The organism is Dactylosporangium siamense (assembly GCF_016862795.1).
GTDB lineage: Bacteria > Actinomycetota > Actinomycetes > Mycobacteriales > Micromonosporaceae > Dactylosporangium > Dactylosporangium siamense.
In genome coordinates this window covers 42,677-59,816 of sequence record NZ_BONQ01000167.1, presented here as the reverse complement: position 1 = coordinate 59,816, position 17,140 = coordinate 42,677, and the positions used below count along the sequence as shown (strand labels likewise).

Annotated in this window: 9 protein-coding genes; 5 read left to right on the top strand and 4 right to left on the bottom strand. The window is 73.1% G+C overall.

Translation table 11 applies throughout. From position 1 onward, the window contains the following. Window positions 1-125: 125 nt before the first annotated feature. The 3 genes from Dsi01nite_RS50310 to Dsi01nite_RS50300 are packed head-to-tail and all read right to left on the bottom strand — an operon-like array spanning window position 126 to window position 5,659. Window positions 126-1,277, bottom strand: coding sequence for a hypothetical protein (locus Dsi01nite_RS50310; RefSeq protein ID WP_203853618.1), 1,152 nt, complete (start codon window positions 1,275-1,277; stop codon window positions 126-128). Next, a complete protein-coding gene (locus tag Dsi01nite_RS50305) occupies window positions 1,278-4,226 on the bottom strand; it encodes a DEAD/DEAH box helicase (RefSeq protein WP_239136979.1) in 2,949 nt (982 codons plus the stop codon). It lies immediately after the preceding gene. Next, entirely contained in the window at window positions 4,223-5,659 is a 1,437-nt protein-coding gene (locus Dsi01nite_RS50300) for a serine/threonine protein kinase (RefSeq protein ID WP_203853617.1), read from the bottom strand. The genes Dsi01nite_RS50305 and Dsi01nite_RS50300 overlap by 4 nt, the downstream gene beginning before the upstream one ends. Before the next feature lie 76 nt (window positions 5,660-5,735). On the opposite strand from Dsi01nite_RS50300, the gene Dsi01nite_RS50295 reads away from it, so the two are divergent. The 3 genes from Dsi01nite_RS50295 to Dsi01nite_RS50285 are packed head-to-tail and all read left to right on the top strand — an operon-like array spanning window position 5,736 to window position 9,444. Further along, complete coding sequence (locus Dsi01nite_RS50295; RefSeq protein WP_203853616.1) at window positions 5,736-6,641, top strand: vWA domain-containing protein; 906 nt, start codon at window positions 5,736-5,738, stop codon at window positions 6,639-6,641. Then, window positions 6,638-7,348: a hypothetical protein gene (locus Dsi01nite_RS50290; RefSeq protein WP_203853615.1), complete on the top strand. Its 711-nt coding sequence runs from the start codon at window positions 6,638-6,640 to the stop codon at window positions 7,346-7,348. Before Dsi01nite_RS50295 ends, Dsi01nite_RS50290 begins: the two co-directional genes overlap by 4 nt. After that, window positions 7,345-9,444, top strand: a complete 2,100-nt coding sequence (locus tag Dsi01nite_RS50285) for a protein kinase family protein (RefSeq protein ID WP_203853614.1) — start codon at window positions 7,345-7,347, stop codon at window positions 9,442-9,444. Before Dsi01nite_RS50290 ends, Dsi01nite_RS50285 begins: the two co-directional genes overlap by 4 nt. Window positions 9,445-9,502: 58 nt before the next feature. On the opposite strand, the gene Dsi01nite_RS50280 is transcribed toward Dsi01nite_RS50285, so the two are convergent. Further along, entirely contained in the window at window positions 9,503-10,720 is a 1,218-nt protein-coding gene (locus Dsi01nite_RS50280; RefSeq protein WP_203853613.1) for a pectate lyase, read from the bottom strand. Between the two features lie 539 nt (window positions 10,721-11,259). On the opposite strand from Dsi01nite_RS50280, the gene Dsi01nite_RS50275 reads away from it, so the two are divergent. Both Dsi01nite_RS50275 and Dsi01nite_RS50270 read left to right on the top strand, forming a co-directional pair. Continuing rightward, entirely contained in the window at window positions 11,260-13,776 is a 2,517-nt protein-coding gene (locus Dsi01nite_RS50275) for a P-loop NTPase family protein (RefSeq protein ID WP_203853612.1), read from the top strand. Next, the gene (locus Dsi01nite_RS50270) at window positions 13,773-17,138 is read left to right on the top strand and encodes an acetate and sugar kinases/Hsc70/actin family protein (RefSeq protein ID WP_203853611.1); all 3,366 of its coding nucleotides are present in this window, start codon (window positions 13,773-13,775) and stop codon (window positions 17,136-17,138) included. Before Dsi01nite_RS50275 ends, Dsi01nite_RS50270 begins: the two co-directional genes overlap by 4 nt. Window positions 17,139-17,140: the final 2 nt, after the last annotated feature.

Genomic DNA, 17,140 nt, shown 5'->3' with positions numbered 1-17,140 from the left:
GGAGCAGGGCCGACTATCTGGGAGCGCTCCCAATTCCCCGATGGTGGTGTGGTACCCGCGCGACCGTCGACCGTTTTCGAAACCCCTGGCGGAGAACGGCACAGAAGTCCCGGGCGGCGATCGCGCTACGACGTGGCGGGCAGGGCTTCGAGGCGGGCGAGCAGGTCCTCCTGGCCGGTCCGCCCCGCATGCGCCCGCAGGTCGTCCACAGTGGACGGCTCGACCTCGTACTGGCGGCCGAGGTCGCCGAGGCGGCGGTCGAGGGCGGCGCGGCTGTCGACGTCGCGGCTCTGCGCGATCCGCAGCGCACGGTCGCGCATGGCGGTGCGGCGCAGCGCCCGGTCGTCGCACCACAGCTGCAGGAACAGCTCGTCGTGCACCACGTAGGAGGCGAGCCGCCGGTTGCCGGCCGCGAACGCCGACGCCGGCAGGGTGCCGCGCCAGACACCGTTGGGCTGCCGGCGCAGGGTGCCGCCGCCGTGTTCCTTGCGCAGCCACGCCTCCCAGCGTCGTTCGGCGTCCTCGGGGGGCGTGTCCGGCAGCGCGCTGGTGACCTCCGGCGCCTGGCGGCACAACCCTTCGACGAAGGCGTCGCGGCCGTCGCTGGCGGCCGTGTACGCGAGCAGGCCCTGCCCGGTCCGCACCAGGTACGCCGGCAGCCACGCGTCCCGCACGCCGTCGACGCGGGGCCGGTCGATCTCGGCGGGCACGTTGTAGCCGGTGCGGTCCGGCCGGCGGACGAGGGCGTCGACGATCTCGGGGCGGAACGCGGTGCTGGCGAACAGCGCGGTGAAGCGGCTGCCACGCACCCCGTCCAGCGACGGTTCGGGCCGGTCCAGCACGGTGACCGCGTTGGCGTAGTGCGAGCGTGGGAACGGCCCGGCGGTGTACCGGTCGAACAGCAGCTGCTGGCGGACCTCCTTCGACTCGTACCGGCGGCCGTCGTGCATCGACCGCAGGCCGCGTGGCGTCAGCTCGAGGCGTTCGCCGTCGGCGGTGAGGTGCCCGACGGTCATCAGATACTGCACGCAGCCGCGCACGGTGCGCTCCCCCAGGCCCAGGAAGCCCGCGACCGCCGCCGCGGTGTCGAGGCCGGCCTGACCGACGGCGCGGGTGACGAACGAGTCCAGCAGCTCGTACTCCGCCGGGTCCTCGACCCGCGCGGTGATCTCGACCTGCCACAGCGGCCAGAGCACGGCGAAGACCCGCAGCGGCTGCACCCCGGCGAGACCTGCGGCGTGCTCGACCGCCCGGGCCACCGGGTAGATGGCCGCCATCTACAGCACCGCCGTGATCTCGGCGGAGGTGCGCAGGTCGCCGCTGTGCCGCAGGTACGCCGTCATCGCCTGCATCACCTGGCGGAACTTCTCGTCACCGGCCCGTTCCAGGGTGTCGGTGTCGCCGACGAGGACGAGCTGGCGGCGGGCGCGGCTGATGGCGACATTGAGCCGGCGCAGCTCGTCGAGGAAGCCGACCCGGCCGTCGTCGTTGCTGCGCACGAACCCGAAGATGATGAGGTCGCGTTCGCCGCCCTGGAACGCGTCGACGGTGCCGACGCACTCGGCGGTGCGGCCGGGGTCCCCGAGCCGGGCGTCGAGCAGCTCACGGACCAGGTCGACCTGGGCGCGGTACGGCAGGATGACGCCCCAGTCCGGGTGCCAGGCGGTGAGGCCGGTGACGAGCTCGACGATCAGCCCGGCCTCCAGCGGGTTGACATAGCCGTGGGACTCCGCCCGTTTCGGCGGTCGCCGCTCGCCGCGTTCCGCGGCCGGCCGGTCGGCGGTCGTGACCATCGCGAACGGGCTGCGGAAGACCGGGTTCCCGCCGCCGCCCGGGTGCCGGGTCCGCAACCGTCCGTTGTAGAACGTGCGGGACACGAAGGTGGCGAGCTCCTCGGGCATCCGCCGCTGCAGCTGCAGCATGTCGCGGTGGTCCTCGCCGAGCGTGCCGTAGAGCCGCTCGAATCCGCTGCGGGTCAGCAGGTCACCGATCTGCGCGCCGGTGCCCGGGTCGGCGTCCGGGTCGGCGGCCCTGCGCTGCGCCCAGAGGCGCACGTCCTCGTCCAGGAACGGCGGCAGCTGCCGGTGGTCGCCGACGAGCACGGCCCGCCTGGCCCGGGCCAGGGGGACGAGCAGGTTCGGCAGCGAGATCTGGCCAGCCTCGTCGACGACGGCGACGTCGAACTCGAGCTCCGCGAGGAGCTCCGTGGTCGCGGTGCCGATGCACGTGGCGGCCACCACGTCGGCGTACTTGACCAGCTCGCGCTGCAGGCTGGCGCCCGAGGTCGGGACCCGGTCCCGCCACTGGGCGAGCAACGTCGCGCGGGCACGGGACTGTGCGGCCGCCCGGGCGAGGGCGGCGGCCTCCCGGTGCCGACCGGCGAGGTCCACCGCCGGACCCGCCGGTCCCTGCGCCGGCTCCGGTGCGGGCCGCACGTCCGCGGGCAGCGCCGAGCGCAGTCCGGCGGCGGCCTGCTCGACGCGTCGCAGGGTCTCGTCGCGGTGCCGTTCGGCGGCGGTGACCACCCGGCCGAGCCGGGTGACCTCCGGGTCGCCGTCGGCGACGACCCGCGCCGCACCCTCCGCGGTGGCGAGCTCGGAGCGGGCCCGGGTGAGCGCCGCCCCCGCCTCGGCGCCGACCTGCGCGGCGCGGTCCGCCCTGCGCCGCAGCGGGCGCTCCAGCAGGCCGAGGACGCCGCGCAGCAGCCCGGGCAGCGACGCGATCCGGGTGATGCGGTCGCGGGCGGTGGCCTCGGCCCGCCGCGCCGCCTCGAGGGCCTCCTCGGCGCGCGCGACGGCCTGCTCCGCCGCTTCGGCGCGCTCGCGCAGCGGCAGCGTCACCCGGCGCACGGCATGCTCGCGGGCCCCGGCGGCGGCGGTCACGGCCTGCTCCGCCGAGGTCGCCTCCGCCAGCCGGTCGGTGAGGTGGACCGACCAGCGGTCGACGTGGCCGCCGGCCACCCCGGCGAGCCGGGCGGCGGCGCCTTCGGTGCGCCGCAGGATCTCCTCGCGCAGCGCCTCGACCTGCGTCTCGGCGAGGTAGGTGCGGGCACCCGCGGTCAGCGCGTCCTCGTTGCCGACCCGGACCGCGCGCAGGTGCGGAGGGAGCCGTTCCAGGACGTTGTCGACGGCCCGGTTGGTGTGCGAGGTGAGCAGGACCCGCTCGCCCCGGGCGGCGCAGGCGGCGACGATCTCACCGATGGTCCAGGTCTTGCCCGTGCCGGGCGGGCCGAGCACGAGCAGCGCGTCGCGCACGCCGAGCGCGCGCCGGAACACCCGCAGCTGCTCGTCGTCGGCGACGCCGGCCGGGCGGGCGTGCGCCTCCGGCTGGTACGGCAGGACGTGACCGTCGACGAGCATCGGCAGCAGCCGGTCGGTGGCGGCCCGGCCCTTGCGGATCGCGCCGATGGCCTCGAGCTGCTTGGTGTAGACCCGGTCGCTGGGCAGCGGGCGCAGCCCGCCCTGCGGCGGGATCGCCGGGAAGTCCACTGTGGACTCGAACCGGACGGTGACGGTGCGGTCCCGGATGTGCACGACCCGCCCGCGCAGCGCCGGTCGCTCCTCGATCCGCACCACGGCGCCCTTGACGAGGTCCGGCCGGCGCAGCAGCGTGAAGTCGTAGACGCCGCGGGCGGAGTGGCGCTGCTCGCGGGTGGCGGCCCGCTGCCGGTAGCGCAGCGGCTCCGCGTCGCGCAGCTTCGCCGCGTCGATCTCCCGCCCCGCCTCGACGACCTCGGTCAGCACGTCGAGAAACCTCGTGTGGGCCGGGTTTGCGGGCGGCGACGCGGCGACGGCCAGGCCGGCGCGCCAGGCGGCGAGCAGCTGGGAGAACGACGTGTCGAACGTCATGCCCCGCTCGCGGCGCATCCGCGCCACGTCCGCGACATCCGGCAGCGCCCACCACGCCGCCCCGGTCCGCAGCAGCAGCGCGCCCTTGACCAGCGACGCGTGGTCCTTGAGCCCTTTGGGCGCGGCGCCGTTGATCCGGTAGGCGTCACCGTTCTGGGTCAGGCCCAGCCACAGCACGCACGAGTCGGTGTAGACGGCCAGCGACGGCCGGCTGCGGCTCTCGTCGATGCGGGCCGGCAGCCCGTCCCGCTGCGACAGCCGGGTCAGCTCCGCGGCGAGGGTCACCGGGTCGGGCAGGTCGTGGCCCAGCCGCCGCATCGCACCCTGCGACGGCACGAGCGCCAGCGGACCGGGCAGCCGCACCTCGACGACCGTCATCGCGCGCCGCCACCCACCCGGCGCAGCTCGGCCGCGAACGGCTCGAGCCCGGCCGGGCGCAGCGCGGGGTCGGCGTTCAGCCCGAGCAGCAGCAGGTCGTCCAGCGACTGCGGCAGGTCGGGGCAGGTGGCCCGCACCGGCAGCGGTGGCCACTGCGGCGGATGCCCGGTCAGCGTCGCGTGCAGCAGTGCCGCGAAGCGGTACACGTCGACGGCGGTGTCCGGCCCGCCGGCGGTGTCCGCGGCGACCGCCTGCTCCGGTGCCCGGTGCTCCGCCGGCCCGTCGGGGACGGTCCTCGGCAGCGCGGCCAGCCCGCCGTCGCGCAGCGCCGCGCGGCGGCGCCGCGGGTCCACCACGACCGTGTCCGGGCCGGTGGCGCGGTGGGCGTGGCCGGTCCGGTGCAGCGCCGTCAGCGCCTCGGCGAGGGAGACGGCCGTCGCGCAGACCGCCGCGGTGGTGATCCGGTCCAGCGCCCGGCCCGGGCGGGGGCCGTACGCTTCCCGCCAGGTCGGGCCGGGCGGCCGGGCGGTGATCAGCGTGCGGGTGCCCTCCTCGTCGTGCAGCGCGACGACGGCCGGCAGGTGGTGCCGGCCGGCGAGCCCGGTCAGCAGCCGGGCCTGGGCGCTGAGGCCGGCCCGCACCGCCTCCGCGGCCGGCGTCGCGCGCAGCACGCGGACCTGCGCGACGCGGACCTGGGCGACGCTTGCTGCGCCGTCGAGGCGGTCGGCGGTGGCCTCGCGCCACAGCCAGGCGCGACCGGCACCGGCGGTCTCGAGGGCGTCGTCGTGCAGGAAGCAGGTCGCCGCGCCGATCCGCCGCTCGTCCCCCGGCGCCCACGCCGCGTCCGGCGGGGCGGTCGCCGGCCCGTCCGGCGGGAGGTAGAGCGCCGGGCCGGCCGGAGGGAGGGACGGTGCCGGCGCGGCGGCGCCGTAGTAGTGCGCCCTGACGGCGTGCGCGGCGGGCGCGATCAGGTGCTCCCGCAGGACCGTCGCGTCCCACAGGGCGATCCGCACGCCGGTGTCCTTTTCGGTCTGCTCCCGCCAGGTCTCCCACCACATCCGCGCGGTGCGGGTCAGCAGCACCGGCACGCAGAGCATCCAATCGGTGATGCGATTGCCCCGCCGGCCGGCCTCCGCGAGCGCCGAACTGAATGACTTCCTGATCTGCCCGTACTGGTCGCTGCCCAGGTGAATGAAATACTTCGCCTGCCAGATGGCGATGTCCCCGCCGCGCAGGTCGCCGGTCATCACGTCGATTCCGCCGTCGCCCCGGCCGACCTGAATCCGAAACGCGCCGGGCCGTGTCACCCGCACCAGCGCGGCGAGCATGTCCTCGAACTCCTCGCGGGCACCTTCGACATTCGCGCAGCGGATCTCGTGCACCCGCAGATTGATCGGCGGGTCACCGGCCGACAGTCCGCGCACCGACGCCATCGCTCTCCCCCGGTCCCATCACGGCAGCTCGCACAGCTTTGCAGATTGACGCAAGACGCGATACCGGGGTTGCTGGGTGATCACCGGAGATGGTAACTGTATTGACGTGTACTCCGCGGAGATCAACCGCATGCGCCCGGCCTGCCTGCTGATCCTCATCGACCATTCCAGTTCGATGGGAAGCCCATGGGCCGACACCGGGACCTCCATGGCGGAGCAACTGGCCCTTGCCGTGAATCGCCTGCTCGGTAATGCCGTGCTGCTGTGCAGCAAGGGCGACAATCGGGTCTACGACTACTTCGAGATTGGCGTCATCGGATACGGCACCGGCGTCAGCCCGGCCCTGCACGGATCCGATGCCGGGCACATCGTGTTACCGATCAGTCAACTCGCGGAGCACCCGAAACGGGTCGACCAGGTCACCCGGAAGATCCCCGACGGCGCCGGTGGGATCATCGAGGCGACCCTGCCGATCCCGGTGTGGGTCGACCCGGTCAGCAACGGCTGGACGCCGATGGTGGCCGCGCTGGAGACGGCGGAGCGCGTCGTCGCCGACTGGTGCGCCCGGCATCAGACCAGCTTCCCGCCGATCGTCATCAACGTCACCGACGGCGAGAGCACCGACGGCGACCCGCGACCGGCCGCCGACCGGGTCCGCTCGGTCAAGACCGCCGACGGCGCGGTGCTGCTGTTCAACGTGCACCTGGCCGCCGGTCCGCGGCAGGCCGTCTCGTTCCCGAGCTCGCCGGCCGGGCTGCCGGCCAGCAACGCCGACGTCATGTTCGAGATGTCCAGCGTGCTGCCGGGCAACCTCGCCGAGGCGGCGGCGGCGCTCGGCTACCACATCGAGCCGGGCTCCCGCGGGTTCCTCTACAACGCCGACGCCACCACGATGATCGAGTTCCTCGACATCGGCACCCGGGCCGTCACGCCGAACGGCCTGCGCGAGCTCACCGACGGTACCGACGACGACATGCGGTGAGCCCACCGGACGTCACGGGGCGCGGGCTGAGGGCGTCGCTGCACAGCGTGGTGAAGCTGGGCCGGTCCCCGGATGAGAACGAGGACAGCGCGGCCGTCGACGCCGCCGGGGGCCGGTTCGCGGTCGCCGACGGTGCCGCGACCTCGGCCCGGGCCGAGGTGTGGAGCCGGATCCTGGTCGACGCCTACGTGCACGATGCGGTGGAGCCCTGCGCCGCGCTGACGGTGCTGCGCGGCCGGTGGCTCGCCGCCGTCTCGGCTCCGGACCTGCCCTGGTACGCGCAGGCGAAGCTGCTGCGGGGCGGCGCGGCCACGTTCGCCGGCCTGACCCTGGACGCCGCGGCCCGCACGTATCGGGTGACGGCCGTCGGCGACTCCTGCGTGTTCCACTTCCGCGGCGCCGACCTGCTGCTCGCCGCCCCGATCGCCGACTCCGCCGCGTTCAACCGGTTTCCCGCCGCGCTGAGCACCCGGCCCGAGGACGGCCCGATGGAGTGTCCACTGTGGACCGGTGAGTACCGGCCCGGTGACGTGTTCGTGCTCGCCACCGACGCCCTGGCGAAGTTCATCCTGACCCGCCACGAGACGCACCGCGGGACCCCGCCGATCGAGGCGCTGCGGGCGGACTTCAGCCGGCGGGTGGCCGGGTACCGGCGGCGCGGCCTGCTCGGCAACGACGACACGACGCTGTGCGTGGTCCACCCATGAGGCTGCCCGCGCTCGTCGACTACCAGCAGGCGGTGCAGCTGCCGCAGCTCGCGTTCCTGGACCGGGAGCTGCGCCAGGGCCAGCCACGGCTGAACCCGCTCGGCTCGCCGGTCGTCGCGTCCGGCGGGTTCGCGCTGACGTTCGACATCGGCGTCAACGGCCGGCGGTACGCCGTCCGCTGCTTCCACAAGCCGAGCGACCACCTGCAGGAGCGGTACGCCCGGGTCGCCGAGTTCGTCGAGGCGGCGGGTCTGGACGTGCTGGTCGCGGTGGAGTACCTGCCCGACGGCATCCGGGTCAACGGCGCGGTCCAGCCGATCGTGCGGATGCCCTGGGTCTCCGGCGCGCGGCTCAACGACTGGCTCGAGGATCACCTCGGCGAACCCGCCGCGATCGGCGCGATCCGCCGGCAGATCGCCGCCGGCGCCCAGGCGCTGCGGGAACGCGGCGCCGCGCACGGCGACCTGCAGCACGGCAACATCCTCGTCGGCCCGGGCAACGCGGTGCGGTTCATCGACTACGACGGCATGTACCTGCCGTCCCTGGACCGGCTGGGCGCCTCCGAGCAGGGCCACCCGAACTATCAGCACCCCGGCCGCGGCAGCCGCTTCGACGCCACCCTCGACGTCTTCGCCGCGTACGTCGTCGACCTCTCCCTCGAGGCCCTCACCCACGATCCCACGCTGTTCGGCGACTTCAACAGCTGGGAAAACCTGATCTTCTCGGCCGCCGACTTCGCCGACCCGGCCGCGTCCAGGCTCTTCACCCGCCTGGCGGGCATTCCCGCGGTCGCGTCCCGCAGCGCCCTCCTGGCCGCCGCGTGCACCGTCGACTACGACACGATGCCGGCGGTGCTGTCGGGCGCCACCCCGCCACCCGCGCGGCCGGCGCCACGCGCCGCCGGCACCGCCACCGGCACCGCCCCCGCGGCGATCTCGGCGCACGACCGGGCCGGCCTCCTGCAACGGCAGGGCGACACGGTCACGGTCGTGGGCAAGGTCAGCGCGACCCGGGTCCTGGACCGCAACACCCTGATCACGTTCATCAACTTCGGTGACCACCGGCGCGGCGACTTCACCGTGGTCGCCTGGGAGCAGGGCAGCCGCCAGCTGGCCCGCGCCGCGACCAGCGTCGCCGACCTCGAGGGGACCTGGGTCGCGGTGACCGGCATGATCACCGTGTACCAGCCGAAGCGGGGCAAGCTGACACCGCAGATCGAGCTCCGCTCGGCGCGGGCGCTGCGCCGGATCACGTCGCTGGAGGCGAACCGGCTGCTGCGCCCGCCGGCGCCTCCAGCCCCAGCCCCGGCCCCGGCCCCGGCACCGGCTCCCACCCAGCGGGTGCCGGGCGGTGCGGGCCGGGCCGACGACCTGGACACGCGGCTGGGCCGGCTCTACGCCCAGTCGGGGATGGCGGGCACCGCCCCACGGGCCGCCGCGTCCACCAGCCCACCGGCCACGCCGAAACCCGCGACGCCCGCCCCTCCCGCTACTTCCACCACGCCCACCACGCCATCGCCGTCGTCCCGGCCGTCAGCGTCGCCGCCGTCATCACCGTCGTCATCGTCGTCATCGCGGCCTTCGGCGTCACGGCCGTCGACGTCGTCGTCAAAGCGGTCCTCGTCAACGTCGACGCCAACGTCGTCGACGTCGCGGCCTTCGGCATCGTCGACGTCGTCCTGGCAGTCTTCGGGGGCGTCCACCGCGGCGCCGGCCGGCGGTCCGCCGCCGACCCAGCCGCGTGCCGCGCCGTACCCGCCGCCCTACCAGCGGCCGCACCAGTACGTCAGGACGCAGCCCCTGCCGCCGTACGGGACGAGCGTTCCGCCGCCACCCGGTCCGTACCCGCCACCCGCTCCGCACCCGCCGTCGCCCACCTCGGACGCGCCGGCGCTCGGTTATGTCGCGCTCGCCCTCGCGTTCGCCGTGGGCCCGGTCGGGGTCATCGTCGCCGTGGTGGCCCTCACCCGCTCGCTGTGGATGCCCGCCAACGAGCGGCTGTGCGCGCAGGCCGCCGTCGTCGTCGGCTGCCTGTGGACCGTGGCCGCCTGCTGCTGCGGGTTCATCAACTCGGTGAGCAACAGCCCGCTCGGCTGAGTGACGCGTCAGCGACCCGGGAGGGGCGCCCACCTGACGGTGGGCGCCCCGCTGCTGCTTACCGGTACGTGACGTCGCTCTGCTTGACCTTGCAGTTGGCGTCGTTCCAGCCGTCACCGAGGTAGCTCGGCTCGCTGCCCTTGGCGACGCCCTTGTACTTGGCGCAGACGTGGATGCTCGAGCCGTTGTACACGGTGACGCGGGTGATGGTGGCGGTGTCGCCCCAGTTGCTGTTGATGCCGGCCACGTAGTCGACGTCGTCGACGATGACGTTGTCGATGACGACGTGGCGCTGGTAGGAGTTGGTGCAGTTGCCGCAGGCGCGGTACAGCTTGCCGGCGCCCTTGAGGTAGAAACCGCTGATGTTCACGGTGCCGTTGCCGTTGTGCTGGAACGTCTTGTCACTGCCGGACCTGGCGCCGCCGCCGATGACGTACGAGGTGCCGCCGCTGGTGCCCTTGAAGGTGGCGGCGTCCTCGCCGATGTCGTTCCACCAGACGTTGCGCAGGGTGCAGGTGCCCTCGCAGTGCACGCCGTCGCCGGCCGGGGAGCCGAGGATGACGTTCTGCAGGGTGGCGCCGTTGGCCAGCTTGAACATCGGGTCCTGGCTCTCGCTCTGCCCGCCGTCACCGATGCAGCAGTAGGTCTTCATGCCACCGTCGAAGGTGCCCGAGACGTTCTGCGTGCTGGAGATCGACACGTTGCCCCTCGACGTCGGCCACGTCGTGGTCGGGGTGCCGGTGCCACCGGTCGACGTCGGGGTGGCGGTGGGACCCGTCGGGGTGGGGGTCGGGTTCGAGCCGCCGCCGCTGGCGTACGTCTCGAACTCCGCGATCCGCGGCGCGCTGGACGCGCTGGTGATGTCGAGGGTGAGCTTCTTCAGCGAGGTCGAGGAGAAGGAGATGGTGCTCGGGCTGCCGCTGCCGCTGGTGAGGACGGCACCGCTGTCGCCGTTGAGCAGACGCCACGCGCCAATCGAGCCGCCGCCGGATGCCTGCCGGATGACGGCGCTGCTCACCGTCGTGGCGCTGCTCCACTTGACCGAGACGTAGCCGGTCGAGCTGGCCGGCGACCAGTAGGTGCTCGTGTTGCCGTCCTTGACGTTGCCGTAGCTGGTGCCGCTGGCCTTGCTGGAGCCGTCGGCGCCGGCGCCGATGCTCAGGTTGGGGCCGTCGGCGGCCGAGGCCTGGGGCAGCGCCACCACCAGCGTCACCGCGGCGCCCGCAACCGCGACGGCACCTCCGGATATCCACCGCAGGGCAGTTGATCGTCTCATCCGTGTCTCACCTTCATGTCATGGTGCCTGGCGGTCACCAGGCGCTTCCCATTGGAAAGCGCTTTCCCGGCAACGAAGGGTGCCGGGTCATGGACGGGTCGTGCGGAAAACGCCGGGCCGGCCCTGGCGTCGCGAACGGGGCGGGGTGTGCAGTCGACGACCTTCAATGTAGGAATGCGCTTTCCTCAAGGCAAGCCGAGACGTTTGCAGGTTTGTTGCAGCCCCGGCCCTGGCGGACGCCGGGGGCGGATGGGAGCGTCACACCACCGGATGCCGGCCGCCGGCCCCGCGGCCTCCGCGGGGAGGCCGCCATGAAAGTTCCGCGGCGTGCCCGGACAGACGTGGCGGCAATGATCGTCACCGTCCCGCGCGCGGGACGCCCCTCAGGCACGGAGGCGCCCCACCCGGCAGCCGTGCCCGCCCCCGTTCTGGACGGACGGACGACGGCGGAATCAGCGGGTGCGGTGATTGCGGAAACGCAGCGCGTCACGGCACCATCTGGGCAGGTATCGTTGCCGGATCCTCCGTGAGGAGCGTCGTTGCCTGGTTCCATCGAGCGACTCCGCCAGGACGCCGACGCGGCACTGTCGATACTGGGCGCCTACCAGTTCACCGATCGGACCTGGGCGCCCCGCGAGCGGCAGCAGGCCACGCAGGACGCGATCGACCTGCTGCGGCAGGCAGGCGACCCGGTCGCCATCGGGGTCGTCGGCGAATACAGCGTCGGCAAGTCGATGCTGATCGGCACCCTGCTCGGGCGTCCCGACCTGCTGCCGGTCGAGCAACGCGCCGCGACCGGCAACGTGACCGCGCTGCACCTCCGGCCGGGTCCTGCCGGCGAGGCGAGCGCCGTCGCCGGCACCGTCGTCGTCGAATATCTCTCCGAGGCCGAGCTGACCGGATGCGTCGAGTACCTGCTCGGCGCACTGGCGACGGTGCTGCGGCTGGTCGACCGGTCGGAGGAGCTCGCGGCACTCGACGGGACCTGGTCGGCGGCCGGCGGCTGGTCCGGGTTCGAGGACTGGTGCCGCCGATACGTCTGGCCCGTTCCGGGAGCCGGCGAGCCGCTGGACAACATCGAGGTCCGGCGGATCGCGACGGAACTGCTCGCCGTTCGCGACGGGCACCTGCTCGGAGGGCAGCTCCTCGGCACGCGGGTCTCCGCACCGCAGAGCATTGTCCGCGCGGCGCTCGACCTGGGTGCCGGTCCGGACATCGTCAATGCCTTCCCGGACCGCCGGACCGCCGACCCGTTGTCACCACGCGACGTCGGGCAGGACGAAGCCCGGTTGCGCCAGACGTTTCCACTGATCCGCAGGGTCCGCTACAGCGTCTCCGTCGATCCCGACCTGTGGCAGCTGCCCGGCGGCGAACTCCTGCTCCTCGACTTCCCCGGGCTGACCGCGCGCCGCTCGGCGAAGCGGGACGAGTTCCTCTCCCACACCGAGCTCCGGGACGTGCACACCATCATCACGGTCTATGACATGGCACGGGCCGGATCGAGCGTGCCGGACGCCTTCTACACGATGCTCGAACGGCACGGTCGCAGCCGGGAAGACCTCCGCGAGTCGATCATCGCCGTTGGCAACGCGCTCGACAAGCTCCATCACCCGGCGCTCCCGCCGGGTGATGGGGTCACGCTGGACGAGCTGTGTGCGGCCGCGCAGCAGTTCGGTGAGTTCTACCGGGGCGCGAGCGACCTCGTGCGTGGACAGGACGACCGGATCGTCCTGACGTCGTCGGTGGTGGCCATCGACCGGTCCCGGCTGCCGGCCAGGTTCGACGGTGAAGAGCAGCACAAGCTCGCGATCGCCCGGGCGGCCGCGCCGGCCACCGTCGCCGCCTGGCACGAGATCGGCACGCGTCTCGGCCGGACCGAGCCGGTCACCCCGCTGGCCGCGGCCCTCGTCGCCTTCGCCGACGACGGCGGTTTCGCGCACCTGCGCCGCCTGGTCGGACGTCACGTCACCGCTCATGGGCTGGACCTCAAGCTCCGTGGTGCGCAGCGACAACACGCCCGCCTGGCCGGATCGATGCAGCGGTTGTCGGAGCTCGTCCCGGACGGCGGTCCGCACACCGCCGACGAGGTCACGCGTGCGGCCCGGGAGCAGGTCGCGTGGCTGATGGACGGCCTCCGCCAGCATGTCGGCCGGCTGTCCGTCGCGGCCCGCGAATTCGAAGATCCGTTCCGCGTGCGCGGCCCGGACCATACCCCGGTCATCACGATCGCGGCGGCATCCACGCAGGCCACGGTCGCATCGTGGGACGTGTGGCGGATGCTGCTCCAGCGTGCCGACGAGGGGATCATCCGCAAGTCCGGGCCCGTCGAGCGGTCGACGAGGTTTCGCCTTCCGGGGCGGTCGCCGCACACGGGGGTCGTGGTGCCCGACACGACGGAGGCCTTCCGGGCCCCGTTCCGCGAGACCTGCGCCGTCGTCATTCACGAGGGAAAGCGGCAGTTCGCGGCCGCGGTCGAGCGGTGGATCCGGCAATGCAACGACGAAGCCGCCGAGCTTCACGAGCGCTTCACCGAACCCGGCACCGCCGACGTGCTCCGAGCCGGGCTTCGACGGTTGAGCAGCGACCCCGACGACGCCGAGGACCGCTACCTGGTCATGGCGGCGATCCTGGATCTGCGTTGGGCCGCGCAGCCGTATCCGGACCCGGGTGTCGACGGCGACGAGGCGGCGGCGATCGCCGCGGGCTTTCCGTTGGTCCGTGATCGGGCGTTGCCCTGGCATGCCGACGTGCCGGAATCCGCGGGGAACCGGGAGCAGCGGCTCCACCGGCACCAGATCCACGTGTTCCGCCTGCGCCGCGAGCTCGCCAACGCCGCGGTGGCCGTGGCGTCGGATCGCCTGGCCGCCGAGATCGACGAATTCCACCGGGCGCTCGTCGAAACGCTGGCCGAGGCCGGCGATTCCGTGCTGCGGCCGCAGGAGATCCGGCAGATGTATCCGGACGAGGCCGCGGAGGAGTCGCCGGACCTCGACGGCCCCGGGCGGCTCTGGTCCGGGATACGTCGCTGGATTCGTCAGGCGGAGCCGCGTCAATGATCAGCCTGGTCTTCACCGTGCCCGGCGCGGGGCACGGCGCTCCGGATCCACACACGAGGAAAGTCGGGACGCTCCGCTTCGAGCTGCATGAGCGATTCGGGCACTACGTCCTGCCTGAGGTGGCGCTGCAGACGGCTCCCGGCGCGCCCCAGCTGACTGTCCGGGAGACGCGCATCGGCGCCGTGGTGTTTCCCGACGTCGAGGACGGCGACCTCGGCCGTCTCGTCCGGGAGGCGTGGGGCGCCGACGCCCGCGGTTACGAATGGGTGGTCGATCGCCAGGAGATCAGTCGCGGAGCGCGGATCCCGGTCGATCTGCTGGACCGCGCCTTCGCGGCGGTCGGGGTCCGGCCAGTTCGCGCCGTCGTCACCTGGCGGTTCGGTTTCATCGACGCGTCGGGGTTGTCGAGGGACGAACCGGTCGACGTCGAGTTGGTGTTCACGCCGCCCGGCACGCCGTTGCATCCGGCCGACAGCCGCATCGGCGACCTCGACTCGCGGCGGCTCGCCCTGCCGGCACCGCTGCGTGCCCACTCGGCGGGGGACCGGAGCTTTCCCGGCTTCGCCGCCATCGACCTCGGCAACTCGTCGGCCGTGGCGGTGCTCTTCGATACGAGGACGTGGCGGGCCGGTGCCATCGACGGCGGCCAGGCCGCCGCGCTCCGGCTCGGACTGGCCGAGCTCCTGCGCGCCGACGCTCCCCGGGAGCTTGGTCCGGAATGGGTGGCGGCCATCCGTGCCGTGTGCGACGAGGTCGCCGCGACCGTCCCCGGGATCGATGTCCGCGACGCGACGGCACTGGCCGGCGCGCTCAGCACGCGGGCCGCGCCGGGGCATCTGGGTGAGGACTCGTTGCGCGACGCGGTGTCGGTGGCGTTCGAGGGACTGCTCGACGCCGCGAGTGGCGAGCTGCGTCGATGGTTCGCCCCACGACTCATGGCCTGCTATGACGACGCGTTCGCGGTCCCCGCGTTCGAGGACCACAGCCTTCGCGTGGTCGAGTTTCGCCGCGATGGGAGGGTGGACACGGAGGTTTCGAGTGCGGCGAAGGTGACATCCGCCCGGCCGATGGAGATCGAGCTCGGCGGGCGTGGTTTCGGCACCTACCGCAGACTCCGGACCGAGCTGCTCAATCCGCGGCTGTTGCCCGGGCTGACCGGGCGGGACGGCCGGCCGGCATCCACGGACGACCTGCTCGCTCACGCGTACCTGCACCTGGTGCGGCACACGGAGGACTTCGCCCGCCCGGACCAACGGGATCCGTCTGCGCGCATCGACCACCTGGTGATCACGTATCCCACCACCCTGCCGCCCAGGGCCAGGCGGCGGTTGACCACGCTGATCAGGCATTGCCTGGGCGCCGAGGATGTCGCACTGGCCTACGACGAAGGAACGGCCGTGGCCCTCTTCGTCCTCCTCCGCGAGGTCGGCGGCCGGGACCCCGGCCTCGGTGTCGAGTCGTTCATCAGCCGCTCGCGCCGGGTCGGTGAGCACCCGCCGCGATGGCAGCAGCACATGCTGGTGCTCGACGTCGGGGCCGGGACGACGGACGTGGCGCTCGTCCAGCTCACGGTGACGGACGAGTCGCGGACCGGCCCGGGGCAGGACCTCGCCCTGCACGGACGTGCCTACGTCATCCGGCCGAGGCTCATCGCGTCAACCGGCTATCCGTTCCTGGGCGGCGACGATCTGACGCTGCGGGTGTTCTACTGGCTCAAGGCGGTCATCGTCGACGCGATGATCAGCGGCGATGGGAGCGGCCCTCAGCGTTCGCGACTGCGCGCCCTCGTCGCGGAGGTGATCCCGGACGCGGGTGACGCCCGGCTGGGCCAGCTCGTGCTGGACCGGTCGAGCGCGGAGCGGCTACCGGCGGACCTGACCGAGGCACTGCACCGGATACTGCCGACCCGCTCGGTGGTCGACGCGCGGCAGGTGTCGACGCCGGAGTTCCAGGCGCTGTGGGACATCGCCGAGGTGGCGAAGATCGAGCTGGGATCGGAGCTGCGGTCGGACTACGTCGTGCCCCACGAAGAGGTCCTCGCGCTGCTGACGGCGCTGGATGAGCGCTCGGGGCAGCGACACGCCGTGCTGTTGCCGCCGGCCGGCATCCGGCTCGGGGCCGACGACTTCGCCACCCTGGCGCGGCCGGTGCTGCAGCGTGCCGCGTCCCTCGCCAGCTGGCTGGTGGACAGCACCCTGGCGGCCTCCGACGAGCAGCTGGACCGGGTCGTGCTGTCCGGCCGGGGCAGCAGGATGCCGCTGTTGCGGCGCATGGTCGTCGACGAGATGACAGGGCGCGACCGCGCGGGAGCGCGGGCGCGGCTCCGGCCGTCCGTCATCACCGTCGAGCATCAGTACGCCAAGCAGGCGGCCGCGATCGGCGCCTGCTGGGCGTACTCGCTGACGCTGAGCGGCAGGGCGGAGCCGGGCGAGGCGAGCCTGCTCGCAGCCGGCCGCGACCTGGTCATCGTGGAAACCGGGACGCTCGGCGGGGTGCTGCCCTGGAGCCTTGATCAGCTCTTGCCGGGCCAGGTTCCACGACGCCTCATCAAGGCGCAGACCGAGCTTGAGCGGCTCGACGACGGCGACACCGTGGGAGTCCGATCCGCCTGGGTCCCGCTCGTGCCGCGGTTCGCCGTTCACCGGCCCATCGACGCGGGGCTGTCGGTCCAGTGGAGCACCTTCCACCTTGAGCACCACGCCCGCACGGTCGAAGGGTTCAGTCCGGATCCAGCGATCTGGTTCACGGGGGCGTCCACCGGAGTCATGGTGCAACTGGAGGTTGACGATCGCTTCGAGCCCACCCTGCGCATCTGTCAGGGCGATGCGCACTACTGCGTGCCGTCCGGCACAGCGGCGGTTCTCAGCGACCGCCCGGGCGGCATCGTCGATCTGGACAGCCTGCCGTTCGACCTGATCGTGGACGACGGTCAGGTGGTCTTCGCGGCCCGGCCAGCCGGCCCGGACGCCCCGGAGCGACGGCGGCTGCGGTTCCACGACACCGATGAGCCGGACAGCCCGCCGGTCGCGGGCATGCTGTCCGCACCGTTGCCGCGATCGGCGACCGGTGCGTATCGGCTCCTTGCCCGGTTCCCTGACTGGAGTGGACGAGCCGGCGAACCTGATCGGCTCATCGGGTCCTTCCCCCTCGCCAACCGGCCGGACCACATCCGCACGCGCTACGTCGTGTCGCTCGACGAACGAGGCCGGATCGCCATGCACCGCGGCGGCCCCCGATACTGGCGTGCCGAGACGCTCCAGGACGTTGCACGTCGTCCCGGAGCCGTGTACACGGTTGCCATGGCCGCCCGCACCGACGCCGAACCACCGATCGGCTGGGCACCGTTCGACGATCAACCCTGACG